Below are 14,601 nucleotides of genomic sequence, written 5' to 3' on the forward strand. Positions count from 1 at the left end.
CATGCCGAGTCCCCTGCGGGCCTTGTCGTCCGACCCTCACCGACGCACAGGGGCCCCAAGGTCAAGAGCCAACGTCAAAAGCAGCGAGCGTTGTGCCCCTCCCCCTGCGTGCAGGGGGAGGCTGGGAGGGGGTCCACCAACCTTGCCGCAAGATTGAACCCCTCCCCAACCCTCCCCTGCTAGCAGGGGAGGGGGCCGTGCGGCGTGCGTTTCATATATCGGCGACTGCGGGCAGTCGCATCCGAGTGCGCGCAGGACGCGCGCTGCTCTTCGGGGCCCCTATGCAGCGGTGAGGCTTGGACGACAGGCCCGCAGGGGCATCGACACGGATGTCGATGCCTTTTCGCCAGGGCAGGAAGCCCTGTCGAAAAGCCCGGCCAAGCCTCACGTACTCGTAGGGCAGGATGCCCGGAGAGCGCTGCATCGGGGTGGCCTTCTCTTTGGTTACTTTCTCTTGGCCATTCAAGAGAAAGTGACTCGGGCCCCGGCAGGGGTTCGAAAACCGCCGCAGGCGACAAGCTCGCGCAGCATCACCAATAGGCGAAACCCCGCCGCAGGCGAACAACCCAGCCCCACCCCCTCAGCTCTCACGCTCAACCAACCTCACCACCGTATTCCAATTCCGAGTAGTCAACGGAGCCTTCAACAACCGCTCCAACAACCCATTGACGTTACCTACCCGCCCACCCACTAACCGAGTCACACTAAAAGCCTCACCCGCCCGAACATCAAACACCTCCATATCCCGCCGCGGAACAACAATCGGCGTTACCGGCATCTCGCTAAGACGATCCGGCAGAAACGTCACACAGCAGTCGTTGATGTCATCCTGCGGCGCGCCGACAAACGGATCTGACGCCACCCGTTTAGCGAGGTAAGTAATGCTTCGCGTATAGGCAACACCATCCCATCCGCAAACCCGTCGAAGCTGCTCACGCGCAGCGTCTGCCAGCGATATCGCCTCAGCAGCGTTTGATGCCGAAAAACTGGCATTGCCATGGGTAAGAAACGAACTCATGTCTTGCGCGCCAACAGCCTCAAAGGCGGCGATGAATTGTGCCTTGATGGGGCTGCCTACGTGACCGAAATTGACGTTACGAAAAAATGCGGCAAATCGCACGAACAGATACCCCTGGACTTCAGTGGACTCTAATGAAATTGATCGCTGGCCGGCACCCACGAACTGGCAGCCGCTGCCGGCATCGAGGGCTTGGGGCGGCCCGGTGTCAATCGATCGTCCAGGCATCCCGGCGGCAACGGACCACCGCTGACACGCGCCATGGCGCATTGCACGCTGTTATCCAATTTGATCGGCGGCGACGCCGCGCTGGCGGCGGTGGCGGCGGTGGCCGGCCCCGGCGGCACCAACGGGTTGGTGGTCGGCAGGTTCAGGCGTTGATAGATCTCCGGGTTCAACGCCTTGGCCGGCGGATCGGGATTACCACAGCCGAACAAGGACATCGGCAACAGCGGCATCACCGCGCATTCGATACGCACGCCGCGCGGCAAATGGAAGGTGTGCTTCACCGTGGTTTTTTCTACTGCGCGACGCAACGCCGTATCGATCGAGCTTTCGCCTGCGGGCGTCCAGGCGTCTTCGAAGCGTGTCGATTTGTAGCCGATATTGGGCCGGCCGTGCGACATGATCTCGGTGTTGCCATGCGGCTTCAGTTGCACGTAATCGCCAACCTGCCCGTTCCCGGCTGACTCCTGGCCACCCGGATTCTGGCCAGCGGTGCTGCCGTGCCCCTGATTTTCACCCTGCCCCGGCAACGCGAGATTCAAACCGCTCTTGCCGCTGGTCCGTGACGATTCGGGCGCACCATTGGGCGCGCCCGGCGTAGCGGTATTGCTGCCTTGCGGGGTGGCATTGGGCGCTGTGCTGACATCTGCACCGCTGCTTGCTGTGTTTGCTGCGACAGCATCTTTTGCGGCAGATGAATTATTCGTCGTAGCGCTCTGGGCCGCTTGCTCAGCTACCTTCGACGCAGTGGATTCGCTTGCAGGTTCGGCAGTCGCCGAGGCCGCGTTGAGCTGTGGTCGCGCCAGCGTCGGTTTGTTATCCAGCGCGATAGCCTTGGGCGCCGGCGTCTGCAATGAGGGTGCTTGCGGCCGTTCCAGCCGCGGCTGGGCGGCTTCGGTTAACGGCACAGCTTCGAGTTGCGTCTCGGCGACACGGATTGCAGGTGTCTGCACCTGCGGCTGTTCGCGCGGCACCACCGGCGTGACGGTGTTCGCCGACGCTTGCAGATTGACGGTGGGTGCGGGTTGCGCAGGTAGCGGTATCGCTTGCAGATCCGGTGCCGGCGGCGCGGCGGGGGTCTCGGGACGAACCGCCTGGGCCACGCTGGGCGGAGCAAGCGTGGGTACGGCGCGTTCCATCGCAATGGTCGGCGCGCTGACCGTAGGCGCTGATTGCGAGGGCAGATCGGGCATCGCCAACGAAGCGGGCGGCGGTACCGGCTGATGACCCTCCGCTTGCAGTTTGCGCACGGGCTCAGGTTGGAACTTGGGCGGTACCGGCGTCGTGGTCTGCGGCTTATCCAACGCCACCTGCGGCGGCTCGGTAGCCACCGGCACCGGCTGCAACTCTGGCGTGGGCGCCGGCTTGGGTAGCGTCACCGGCGGCAATGGCGCAGCGACCACTTCGGGCTTGGGTGCGCTCGGTGGCGGTGTCGCGGCGATGACCGGCGTTTCCAAGGCCGGCACCGGCACCGGTGTCAGCGGTGCGTCGGCACGGGTGGCGGCCTGGCTCTGCCGGGTCACCAGTGTCTGCGCCGTCGTACTGCCGCGATGCAAAGGGCCGACCTCTTTCGGTGGTGTGCCACGCACCGGCGGTGGCGGAGGTGGCTCGGGTTCCGTCTTGTCGATCAAGCGCACTTTAAGCGCACTGACGCTATTGGCTTCAGGCGGCTCGACCATGTCATAAGCCGGCCCCAGCACCGCGCCAAACAGAAACAGCAAATGCACCAGCAACGCACCTGCCAGTGCGAGTGTGCGCAGCCAGCGGTCGCGCGGGCGCTCTTGTCGACGCCGCCGATACACAGCCGCACCCGTCGCCGCTTCCCGTGGCGAGGGCAGCGATACCGTGGCGAGGCGAGGGGTTTTGTCCGTGGGCGGCAAGGGCATACGCGCAAGTGTAGCGGGCGATGCTGCCATGTAGCGCGTGTGTTTTGCGCTAGCTGGATTGGTCTTAGACACGGTGCGGCAGGGTTAGCTGCTGTTTGCGGAAGAGTGATGGTTTGCCGCGAGAATGCCCCCCCTCCCAGCCTCCCCCTGCAAGCAGGGGGAGGGGCACGACGCTCGCGCTTTTGACGTTGGCTCTTGACCTTGGGGCCCCTGTGCGTCGGTGAGGGGCGGACGACAAGGCCCGCAGGGGACTCGGCATGGATGCCGAGTCCTTTTCGCCAGTGCATGGATGCACTGTCGAAAAGCCCGGCCGACCCTCACAAGCCCGAAGGGCGACGCACCGGGGTGGCCTTCTCTTTGGTTACTTTCTCTTGGCCACTCAAGAGAAAGTGACTCGACCACCGGCAGGTGGCCGAAAGCCCGCCGCAGGCGAACCCGGTCGCCATAACACTCAAATCAAAGCCCCACTCACAACCCCTTCGCCGCCCTCCCCCGCAAATCCGCATCCACCGATCGCGTCGGCGTATCCACCGGACACCCCTGCGGCAACGGCTTACCATCACGATAAATCGCGATGCACTCCTCATCGCTAAGCGGCTTGAGCGGATTCGTGTCCGCCGTCAACGGCTTCGCCGGCGCCATGCTGAGCCGCGCATCGCGACTCTTGGGCGAAGGCGGTGGCGGCGGATCCTGACAACCCGTGAGGAAAGTGCACTTCAGGTGCACGCCATGCGGCAATGCGACGTCATGCGGCTTGGTCACCGTCTCCACTACATGCCGCATCGCGGCGTTGCCTAGCGACTCGCCGGGCGGCGGAAAATACTGCTCGAAACGCGTGGATTTATATTTCACCGGATCGCTATGGTGCATGACCTGCATATCGCCATCCGCCTCCGGGCTACGCGTCACGTAAGCCGGCGCCGTACTCGCCGCAGCGGCCGGCAACAAGACCTGGCCGCTCTTGTCGAACAAGGCCGGGGCCGGCGTCGGTGGCGTGACCGGGCCGCCAGGCATGCTCACTGTCATGGCGTTCTTGGCCGGCGCCTCACGCACAGCCGCCGGGCGTACGACGACATGTTGCTGAATCGCCACCGCTGGCGGCGGTGCGATCGGTGGCGGCGCCGTCTGCAACCGGCGCGGAATCAGCCGCACCTGCAAGGCATCGTCCATACGCCTATGCCCCTCGGGCGACGAGGGCAGCAGCTTCATCTCATACCAGGTCACCCAGACGAACAACCCATGCAGCAAGAACGCGATACCCAGCCCCAGCCATAGACGCCGACGATCAGGCGGCGGCTTGCGCCAGCGCAGTTGATGCAGCATCGCTCGGGTCGGGCCATCCAACGGCGCCAGACCGCGCATGCGCACATCGTCGGGCGGCGATTGCCAGCGATGATGCTCGACTTGTTGCGTGCGTTCGATGGCGATTCTCTTAGCGCTGGCAGGTGGGTGGCGACACGCCCAGACCTACCCGGTGGTGCGCGAATCGTTGCCCGTTAAAGACCCGCGCCGGCGGCCATGGTTCCCCCCGCCCCGCACTGCAGCTTGACCCCGCCTGGCAATCGCTCAAGTCTATGCACACGGCGCTTGCGCCGTACCCGCCATGACCGCCCCCGCGTCCCTTACGCCCGGACGACCATGACGGCCCGCCAACGTCAGCCGCCAATGCGGCGTGTGCGGTGCCGCTCATGCCGGCCCTACCGCATGTGCCGCCTTCAGCACGGGAGGGTCGCATCGTGTCGTACACCACGGAAAGCATCCGCAACGTCATTCTTGCTGGTCATGCCAGCACCGGCAAAACCACTCTGTTTGAAGCCTTGCTGCATGCCGGCGGCACCATTCAAACGCAAGGTTCAGTAGAACGCGGCACGACCCAATCCGATACCGACGCCCAGGAAAAGGCCCGCGGCCATTCCATCGATAGCTGCATCGCCGCGATCGACCATGGCGGCTGTCATATCAATCTGATCGACAGTGCTGGCTATGCGGATTTTCGCGGTGCCAGCCTGGCCGCGTTCGCCGCAGTGGAAACCGTGGCGATCGTGGTCAATGCCGTCAATGGCATCGAGCATGGCACCCGCCGCATGATGGAGCATGCGAAACAACGCGGCCTGGCGCGTTTGCTGGTCATCAACAAGATCGATTTCGACGGTGCCAAATTGAGCGCGCTGGTGGATGCGTTACGCGAGGAGTTCGGCAGCGAGTGCCTGCCGATCAACCTGCCCGCGCAAGGCGGCCGGCAAGTGCTGGACTGCTTTTTCCATCGCGATGGCAACACCGATTTCTCTTCATTGGCCCAAGCCCATCAGCGCATTCTCGATCAAGTGGTGGAGATCAACGAGAACGTGATGGGTGCGTATCTCGATGCCGGTGAAGAGGCGCTGACGCCGCAGCAACTGCACGACGCCTTTGAGCAATGCCTGCGTGAAGGGCATCTGGTGCCGATTTGTTTTGTCAGTGCGCGCACCGGCGCTGGCGTGGCCGAGTTACTTAATATCACCGAACGCCTGCTGCCCAATCCGGCCGAAGGCAATCCGCCGCCCTTCCTCAACGATGGCGATCAACCCATTGCGGTCAGTACCGACCCGACCAAGCACGTGATCGCCGACGTGTTCAAGATCGTCAACGATCCCTTTGTCGGCAAGCTCGGCGTATTCCGTGTATGGCAAGGCACGATACGCCGCGACACGCAGTTGCTTATCGACGACGGCCGCAAACCCTTCAAGGTCGGCCATCTATTTCGCCTGCGCGGTAAAACGCACGAGGAAATCGACAGTGCGATTCCCGGCGACATCGCCGCCGTCGCCAAGATAGAAGAAATTCATTTCGACGCCGTGCTGCACGACTCGCACGACGAAGACCGCATTCACGTCCGCCCCCTGCCCTTCCCGCAGCCGATGTTCGGCCTGGCGCTGGTGCCCAAGCACAAAGGCCAGGAGCAGAAACTGTCGCAAGCGCTCAGCCGGCTCGCCGAAGAGGACCCGTGCTTTCGGATGGAGCATCACAAGGAACTCAACGAGACCGTCATACGCGGCCTTTCCGACCTGCATCTGAAAATCATGCTGGAGCGAATGAAGGATCGCTACGCGGTCGAGGTCATCACCCATCCGCCGCGCATTGCTTATCGCGAGACCATCGCCGGCAAAGCCGAAGGCCACCATCGGCACAAGAAGCAAACCGGCGGCGCGGGCCAGTTCGGCGAAGTGTTTCTGCGAGTGGAGCCGCTGGAGCGCGGCGCCGGCTTCGAGTTTGTCGATGCGGTCAAAGGCGGGGTGATTCCAGGCCAGTATCTACCGGCTATCGAAAAAGGCGTGCGTCAGGCGATGGAAGGCGGCGCTATCGCCGGCTACCCGCTGCAAGACCTGCGCGTCGTGGTCTACGACGGTAAATACCACCCCGTCGACTCAAAGGAAGTCGCCTTTATCAGTGCCGGCAAAAAGGCGTTTCTCGACGCTATCGGCAAGGCGCGCCCGATCGTGCTGGAGCCGATCGTCGATGTCGAGGTATCGATCCCCGAGGCAAATGTCGGCGACGTCACCGGCGGCCTTGCCGGCAAGCGCGCCCGCATTATGGGTACCGATGCGCTACGCGGCGGCGAACTGGTCATCAAGGCCCAAGCCCCCCTGGCCGAACTCACCGACTACCCCACCGAACTCAAGGCCATGACCGGTGGCCGCGGCCGCTACAGCCTCGATCTCAGCCACTACGAGCCAGTGCCACTGCCAGTACAGAAGCAACTCAGCGAGGCGTGGAAACCGCACGCCGAGGAGGACTGAGGTAGAGGGGAACGGGGAACGGGGAACGGGGAACGGGGAACGGGGAACGGGGAACGGGGAACGGGGAACGGGGAACGGGGAACGGGGAACGGGGAACGGGGAACGGGGAAAAGCCTAAAAAGCAGAAGCAAAAAAGCAAGCGAAAAAACAAAGAAAAATCAAAAAAGAACGCGACATCACAGCCATCACTCAAGCCGCATGTTCCCCGTTCCCCATTCCCCGTTCCCTGCCTTACCTCCGTTCCCTGCTCTTTGCCCCCCCTCGGCCCCGCTTGAGAAAGACCCATGCCAGAACTATGTGGAGAGGTAGCAGTACACCTGTGGGAGGACGCTATGAGTCGAGCTTTTGTTAAAGATCAGGATGACGCCAATCGCGAGGCGTTACCTGAGATTGCGCTGAGTGAGCACCCCAACTACACCACCTCCCACGGGCTGGCGCATTTGCGTGAACGCCTGGCCGCCACGCAGGCGCGGCACGATGCATTGAAAGCATCCGACGACGCGCTGTCGCAACAGAACGAGTTGGCCATGCTGGAACGTGAGCTGCGCTGGCTGGGGGCGCGCGTCGCCAGTGCGATCGAAGTGGATCTGGAGCGGCAACCGAACGACCGCGTAGCCTTCGGTGCCCGCGTCACCGTGGATAGCGATGAGGGTGAGCAGCATTACCGTATCGTCGGTGAAGACGAGACCGATGCCGAGCACGGCGAAGTCAGCTATGTCTCACCGCTGGCGCGCGCGTTGATCGGCGCGCGGGTCGGCGAAGAAGTGATCTGGAAACGGCCGGCGGGCGATTTGTTGATTACGGTGACGGCTATCGACTATGACGATCATGATGCCTAGAGCCGCCTCCCCTACTAACACCTGATTAGCGTCGAACTCAGCTCATGGGTAATTTGCTCCCTCCCCTGCTCGCAGGGGAGGGTTGGGGAGGGGTGAGGCTCTTGCCTCGCGCTAACGCAAAGGGATTACTCCCTCCCAGCCTCCCCCTGCATGCAGGGGGAGGAGCCATATTCGGCATCAGCCGATGCTCACACTCAAAGCCGCCCGGAACGCTTGACGCTCAAATATCGCTCCACCAATACACCCGATAATTCATGGCAGCTCACGTCGAGCGTGGCCACGCCTTCGCGCCGCAAAGCATCGTGCATGGCCTCGCGCTCGGCCAGGTAGTGCATTGCGGCAGCGCTGCGAATGGCCGACTCCACGCTATCGTCCATTTCGGTCACCGCCTGATCGAGCGCCAGCTCGCGCAGGCTGACCACCAGCACCAGATGACGCCGCGACAGCATGGCGACGGCCATGCGCAGCTCTTCATCGTCTTCGTCGCGCACGTTGGTAATCAGCACCACAAAAGCACGGCGCTGCTGGCGTGACTGCAACGCGCTGGCCGCACTGAGGTAATCCGTCGCCACCGGCAGCGCCTGCAAGTCGTAACCGGCGCCCAACAGCATGTCCATGCCGCCGCTGCCATGCTGCGGCGGCAGCCAGCGCAGGTCTTCGCCGGCGCAAGCGAGCATGCCCACCGCATCGCCTTGGCGCAGTGCGATATAGGCCAGAGCCAACGACGCATTGAGTACGTGATCGAAATGCGCCAGGCGGTCGTCTTGCGCCAGCATGCGACGGCCGCAATCGAGCAGCAAGATGACTTGCTGATTGCGCTCATCGCGGTATTCGCGTGAGATCAGCCGGCCGAGGCGAGCGGTGGCTTTCCAGTCGATCTTGCGCAGGCTATCGCCAAGCCGATAATCGCGCAGTTCGTTGAATTCGGTGCCTTCGCCACGCCGGCGCTGCAATCGCGCGCCCAGGCTGCGCGAGGCAACCTCGACGCTAAGCCCGGCCAGCTCGGCCAGCGGCGCGAAATTGGGATACACGCGAATCGTGCTGGTCTCGCCGATCGTCCGCTGCTGATTCCATAAGCGCCATGGCGAGCGCAAGCGCAACTGACAACCGTCAAAAATGAATTGCCCACGCGCGCTGGGGGTCACCGTGTAATCAAGCGTCAGTTCGCGACCGGGCGCAAGCGAAAGCTCGCGCGGCATATCGCGCACGGCCCATGGCGCCGGATGCAGATCGTGAACCAGCACGTGCTGCGTGCGCTGGGTGGTGGCACGCAGATGCAGGCCGACCGCAAGCTCCGGCCCCAGCGGCACCACCAGCGGGATGTCGCGTCGGCAGATCGGGCTGGACTCGCGCCGCAGATGCCACCCATCCAGCGCGGCGAGCGTGGCGATCACGCTGGCGAGCGCTAACCAGATCGATAGCGGCAGCCATTGCAGGCTGACCAGCACACCGACGCCGGTCCAGCCCAGCAGCAGCCACAACAAAGCAGGAGCCGGGCGCATCATTGGCGTGGTGCAGCCACCTTGTGCAACAACGCATCAAGTACATCGTCGGCACGCTGACGCTCGATCAAGGCCTCAGGCGCCAGCAGCAAGCGATGACGCAAGGCCGGCAACGCCACCGCACGCACGTCGTCGGGGGTGACGAAATCGCGCTCATCCAGCACTGCGTTTGCGCGCGCCAAGCGCACCAGGGCAAGCCCGCCGCGTGGACCGGCGCCGCCGATGACGCCCGGCCATTCGCGGGTGGCGCGCGCGATGCGTACGGCGTAATCGATCACCGCCGGATCCACCCGCAGCGTCGCTACCGCCTGCTGCAACGCCAATAACTCCTGCTGTTCCAGCACCGGCTCTACGCGTGAAACATCGAGGTCGGCGGCAACGCGCCCGCTAAGCACCTGCTCGACCATGCGCTGCTCGTCCTCATGACTGGGATAGCCGATATCCACCTTGATGAGGAATCGATCCAACTGCGCCTCGGGCAACGGATAGGTGCCTTCCTGCTCGATCGAGTTTTGCGTAGCGACCACCATAAAGGGCTCGGGCAAGGCAAAACGCCGCCCTTCGATGGTGACCTGGCCCTCCTGCATCGATTCCAGCAAGGCCGCCTGGGTCTTGGCCGGCGCGCGATTGATTTCATCGGCCAGCAGCATATTGGCGAATACCGGGCCACGGCGGATCTGGAAGCGCTCGGTCTTCGGATCGTAAATAGCGTGGCCGGTGATGTCGCTAGGCATCAGATCCGGGGTGAACTGCACGCGGCCGAAGCTGCAACTGATCGAGGCCGCCAGCGCGCGTACCAGCAGCGTCTTGCCCAGGCCAGGCACACCTTCGATCAATACATGACCGCCAGCGAGCAGGGCCAGCAATACTTGATCGAGCACCTCACCCTGACCGATGAAGGCACGCGACACCTGCTCACGCAAGGTCACCGTGCGCGCGGCCAATTCGCTTAGCGGCAAGGTGACAGCGGGTAGCTCCGGCATGCTCGCCGGGTTAGTGGATTCGAGGGTCATAACATTTTCCTGAGTCGCGCCAGGGTGACAACACTTTCGCGAAACGCCATCGCGTTCGCGGGTGGATGGAACGCCCGCGCCAATTGCGCGCAGTCGAGTCGGTAACGTTCGGCCAGACGTTGATAAAGCGCATCGCCGTGCAGCATCGCGCAGACAGGATCGCGACGGCGCACACGCGCCAGCAAGGCGCTGCAAACCAGCTCATGCAAAGAACGCCCGTTATCGCGACGGAACAAAAACTCACCGACCGCCTGTACATGCTCAAGCAAAGCTCGGCGCTGCAGCAGCGGCACGGGCAGCAACGGCCCTAATCGCTCGCTGCGCATCGCCATCCAGCCGGCCAGCAGCAAGCTCAACGCAAGCAGCGCAGGCCAGCCCCTGGTCAGCAGCAAGGTCCAGAACAAGGGCTGGTCCAGCGCGTAAACCAGATACACATGACCGTCGTCGATATGCGGCGCCAACAAGCGCCAAGCGAAGCGTTGCTGTGCGGCCTGCCGTAGTTGTTCGCCCTCCAGCGGCACCAAGCTGCTGAGCACACTGAGCTTGCCCGACTCCAGGTCGGTGCGCACAAAGAAATAGCCGTCTTTTTCGTTACCGATCGTGGCATCGGCTTGCTTCATCAGCGCACTGTGCAGATGAAAGCGGGGGCCGCACCATTCAAAATCATTTTCGCCCTGCGTCGATGAAACTTGCTTCGATGGGGCCTGCTTCGATGGTGCCTGGCCCGTCGGCTTGGCCGGGTCGGCTGCGGCATCCAATGTGATGCACCCCTTGCCGGCCGTTTTCGCATCGAGCACATCGAGCGCTTCAAACAATGGGGTATGGCTTACCTCATCCAATGATTTGACGGGCAGCACCAGATGACCGCCTTCGCGTACCCAATCGACGATACGCGCAGCAGTGCCCGTATCGATGCGGCTGACATCGGCACCGAGCACCAGGGTATCGTCAGGCTGCAATGGCAAACGTGCCGGAGCCAACGTCGTCAGCGAGGTCACCGGGACATCGAGCTTCGCCAGCGTACGTTCCAAGGCAAAGAAACGGTTATAAAGCGCCTCGCCACGCGCGGGTGTGGTGACCTCGGTTTCTTTGCGCTCGAACATCATAAAGAAGCCACCCACGGCCAACCCAACCGCCGTGAGCACAATCAAGGTCACCGAAAGCGCCGTCCGGCTCATACCTGCCTCGCATGTTGCGCAGGCCAGCCCGTCAGCAAGGCGTCGATGTCGCTGTCGCTGGGAAAGCGGTCGGCGTAGGCGGCATGCTGCCAGGTACGCACGATGGCGACGACACGCTGACTATGCTGGGTATCGTCGAGCGCGCGGGCGCGCCGCAAACAGTCGGCCTCGGTGGCATCGACCGGCAATGGCTTGTTCTGCGCAGCGGCCACTTGATCCATGCTGCCGCGATAAAGCAAGGCCAACGCTTCACGCCGCTGTCCAGCCTGCCACATCGCACGCGTAGCGCCGGCCAAATCATCAGGCATCGCCGCGGCTGCAACCATTTCATGCACTCGCACAAGCGCAGCCTGCCTGGGCTTTTTCCACGAAACAGGGTGTCGCATGGCATGCCGTATCACGAACACCAATAACGCACCCAGCACTACCGCCAGCAGCAGCCACATCAATAGATACAGACCGCCGGCGAACAGATTGCCGAGCAGCGAATCGCCGATTGGGCGTTGCGCTTGTACCGGCTCGGCGGGCTTGCGCAACGCCCATCCCATGTGTTTGTGCGTGCTGCCAAAGCGCGGGTCGCGATAGACCTGCGCAGCAGCAGCCGCAAACTTCGCGTCGTCTTGAGACGGCGATGGATCGAACACCTGCTCAACGTGAACACGTTCCGCCTCGGTGGCCGCGGCGTGCGCATGGGTTTGATAGAGCAAGCCAGCCGCGCAGGCAAACAGCAGTACCAGCGCGCGGCCGGCACTTTGCAGCCGTTGGCGAATACGCCGAAAAGCCAGGTCGATATCCCAGGCTTCGAGCTGGGTACGCCGGGTCAGATACAGCGCAAAACTGGCGGCCACGTAGAGCGGCTCGATCACGCTCATCGCCAGATATACGGCGGCGGAAACCAGCAGGGTCACCGTCGTCGGCACGTTGTGGATGGCCTCGCGGGCATAAGCGCGCCAGGAGTCAGGCCAAAATTCGCCCGGCACAAACAGTACGCCGAACAGAAACATGGTTAAAAACAGCACGATTTCCAGTTGCAGGCAACCAAAGATCAGCATGTTGGTTTGCCCGCCGATGGTCTTGCACAGCACACGCCAGCGCGCCGAGCGCTGCGCTCGCGGCAATCCCTCCAGCAATTCCAATGGCAAGCGCAATCCGCGATGACTATCCAGGCGTCGCCAGGTCAACGCGGCCAAGGTGCCGCGCCAACGCCACTGGCGCTGTCCACGCAGTGTCTCGCGCCAACGCGGTACGTGATCGAACACCGCGTGCGACAACACATACAGAGGCACCCGGTCGAACAATGGCTTGAGCCACCAGATCAAAGCGATGCCCAACCAGGGTAAGTTCAGCAACAAGCCCAGCGATACGCATGCCGCAACCAGCGGCAACGTGAATACCAACCAGGCCGACCATACCGGCCATGCGTTAGCGCGCAGCATCACTACGCCCAGATCCACCGCCTCGCGCGGAGTGCGCGGACGCAGCGCGACACTGATCCGCTCAAGCTCCATCGCTATGCCTCACCCGCTCGGCGCCGCCTCGCCACAACCAGCCAAGCACCAGCAGCCATAGCAAGGCACCACTACCGAATTTCACGAGATCGGGCAGGCTGGCGATGGACGACCAGAACGCCTCGATAAAAGCCGCCATCAACAACATCGCAAAGGCGCCCAGCGCGAGCTGTGCACCGACCCAGCCGGCCATCACCATGGCCGGCCCGCGCCGTTGCCGGCCGGGCGCCAGCAAGGTCAAGCCCAGGCGCAAGCCGGCGCCACCGGAGATCACCAGCGCCGTCAGTTCAAACGACGAATGCCCCACGACGAAACGCCAGAACGGATGGCCGAACCCCATGCCGGTGAGATGGCCGGCCACCGTGCCGATAATCACCCCATTCGTCGTCATCACGTAGACCGCGCCGACACCAAGCAGCAAGCCGGAGGCAAACGTGCGAAACGCAATGCTGATGTTGTTCATCACATAGTGGCCGAACATCCCCAGATCGCTGCCGCTGCTGCGGCCGATCGAGGCGTTGGCGGGGTCGTACATCTTTTCGAACTCGGCCAGTTGCGCGCTGCCGAACACCGAATGCGCCAGCTCCGGCTTCAGTTGCATCAGCACCAGGCAAAACAGCATCGGCACATAGAGCAAGACTGCCGCCAGCGCAATACAACGCCATTCGGCACGAACCATGCGTGGAAAATCGGCCACCAGAAACATCGCTACCCGATGCCAGCGTGGTGCCGGCGGGCGATATAAAACACGATGCCCTTGTTGCACCAGGTTTTGCAAACGGTCGGTGACTTCGCGGCTGTAACCGCGCGCGCGCGCCAACGCCAGGTGATGGCATAGACGGCGATACAAAGCCGGAAAGGCCAGCGCCTGCGTGCTGCGCATGGCTTCGCGCGAGCGCAGCTCGGCGCTGCCCAACCATGCCTGCAAGCTGTCCCACTCCTGTCTATGCAGGGCAACGAAACGCTCCTGTTTCATGGTCGTCCTATCAGCCAGTTCGCATAAGCCACCAATTGCCGTGCCCCCGCCTCGCCGGTCTGGCCGGTCAGCGGGTCAAGCAGATTGGCCAGCTCTTGCTGCCGTTGCGGCGTCAGTTGCGCGCAGCGTTCGGCGAAATCGACGATGACCGCCTGCTCGTCAGCCGCCAGATCGAGCGGCGGGCGCTCCGCAGCAAGCACCGGCACATGGTTGCCGGAGGGCAGCTCAGAGGTGTGGATCACCATGGTGCCGGCAATGATGTCGCCCAATCGACGGCCATACGGATCGATCAGCGTACTGACCAGGCCCACCCCGTAAACGCCGGGCAGCATATCGACGACGCGCAGCAGATTACGCGCCATCGAGGGCACCCAGGTCACCGGCGTACCGTCGGCATTGACGACGCGCAGGCCGATCGCCCGCTTGCCCAGCGTCTGCCCGTGAAAAAAGACCTCGCAAACCACCGGGTAAAACCACATCAGCACAAACATCACCAGCATGCCGATACCCACGCCGGCCTGGCCGAGGAACGCCAGCGGAATCATCCCCATCCAGCACACCAGCACGCGGATCACGAAGTCGATGCTCCAGGCTTGCGCACGCGGCAACGCGCCGGCCGAACGCAAGCGCAAAAAGATGCCTTCGGGGGTCTCGAACTGCCTTACGGTATCGAGCATCGG

The 14,601-nt window shown here is 63.1% G+C and carries 11 protein-coding genes; 2 read left to right on the forward strand and 9 right to left on the reverse strand.

Annotated features, from left to right (window positions below; all coding sequences use genetic code 11):
* Positions 1 to 580: 580 nt before the first annotated feature.
* The 3 genes from DVJ77_RS16220 to DVJ77_RS16230 form a co-directional block, all read right to left on the reverse strand.
* Positions 581 to 1,120 (reverse strand): DUF1697 domain-containing protein, encoded by a 540-nt coding sequence (locus DVJ77_RS16220; protein ID WP_162791528.1) that lies wholly within the window; start codon positions 1,118 to 1,120, stop codon positions 581 to 583.
* A gap of 29 nt (positions 1,121 to 1,149) precedes the next feature.
* Positions 1,150 to 3,159, reverse strand: coding sequence for a hypothetical protein (locus tag DVJ77_RS16225; RefSeq protein WP_225428046.1), 2,010 nt, complete (start codon positions 3,157 to 3,159; stop codon positions 1,150 to 1,152).
* Positions 3,160 to 3,597: 438 nt separating this feature from the next.
* The gene (locus DVJ77_RS16230; protein ID WP_225428047.1) at positions 3,598 to 4,491 is read right to left on the reverse strand and encodes a hypothetical protein; all 894 of its coding nucleotides are present in this window, start codon (positions 4,489 to 4,491) and stop codon (positions 3,598 to 3,600) included.
* 374 nt (positions 4,492 to 4,865) lie between these two features.
* On the opposite strand from DVJ77_RS16230, the gene fusA reads away from it, so the two are divergent.
* Both fusA and DVJ77_RS16240 read left to right on the forward strand, forming a co-directional pair.
* Entirely contained in the window at positions 4,866 to 6,905 is a 2,040-nt protein-coding gene (gene fusA, locus DVJ77_RS16235; RefSeq protein WP_114846728.1) for an elongation factor G, read from the forward strand.
* Between the two features lie 332 nt (positions 6,906 to 7,237).
* A complete protein-coding gene (locus DVJ77_RS16240; protein WP_114846578.1) occupies positions 7,238 to 7,744 on the forward strand; it encodes a GreA/GreB family elongation factor in 507 nt (168 codons plus the stop codon).
* Positions 7,745 to 7,938: 194 nt separating this feature from the next.
* On the opposite strand, the gene DVJ77_RS16245 is transcribed toward DVJ77_RS16240, so the two are convergent.
* Genes DVJ77_RS16245 through DVJ77_RS16270 form a run of 6 tightly spaced genes read right to left on the reverse strand, consistent with a single transcriptional unit; the run spans position 7,939 to position 14,598 of the window.
* A complete protein-coding gene (locus DVJ77_RS16245) occupies positions 7,939 to 9,246 on the reverse strand; it encodes a DUF58 domain-containing protein (RefSeq protein ID WP_114846729.1) in 1,308 nt (435 codons plus the stop codon).
* A complete protein-coding gene (locus DVJ77_RS16250; RefSeq protein WP_114846730.1) occupies positions 9,246 to 10,229 on the reverse strand; it encodes an AAA family ATPase in 984 nt (327 codons plus the stop codon). The genes DVJ77_RS16245 and DVJ77_RS16250 overlap by 1 nt, the downstream gene beginning before the upstream one ends.
* A 26-nt stretch (positions 10,230 to 10,255) precedes the next feature.
* A complete protein-coding gene (locus tag DVJ77_RS16255; RefSeq protein WP_114846579.1) occupies positions 10,256 to 11,437 on the reverse strand; it encodes a DUF4350 domain-containing protein in 1,182 nt (393 codons plus the stop codon).
* Complete coding sequence (locus DVJ77_RS16260; protein ID WP_114846580.1) at positions 11,434 to 12,945, reverse strand: DUF4129 domain-containing protein; 1,512 nt, start codon at positions 12,943 to 12,945, stop codon at positions 11,434 to 11,436. Before DVJ77_RS16260 ends, DVJ77_RS16255 begins: the two co-directional genes overlap by 4 nt.
* Positions 12,935 to 13,921 (reverse strand): stage II sporulation protein M, encoded by a 987-nt coding sequence (locus tag DVJ77_RS16265; protein ID WP_114846581.1) that lies wholly within the window; start codon positions 13,919 to 13,921, stop codon positions 12,935 to 12,937. The genes DVJ77_RS16260 and DVJ77_RS16265 overlap by 11 nt, the downstream gene beginning before the upstream one ends.
* A complete protein-coding gene (locus tag DVJ77_RS16270; protein WP_114846582.1) occupies positions 13,918 to 14,598 on the reverse strand; it encodes an RDD family protein in 681 nt (226 codons plus the stop codon). Before DVJ77_RS16270 ends, DVJ77_RS16265 begins: the two co-directional genes overlap by 4 nt.
* Positions 14,599 to 14,601 lie beyond the last annotated feature (3 nt).

This window comes from Dyella tabacisoli, from assembly GCF_003350925.1.
Classification (GTDB): Bacteria; Pseudomonadota; Gammaproteobacteria; order Xanthomonadales; family Rhodanobacteraceae; genus Dyella_C; species Dyella_C tabacisoli.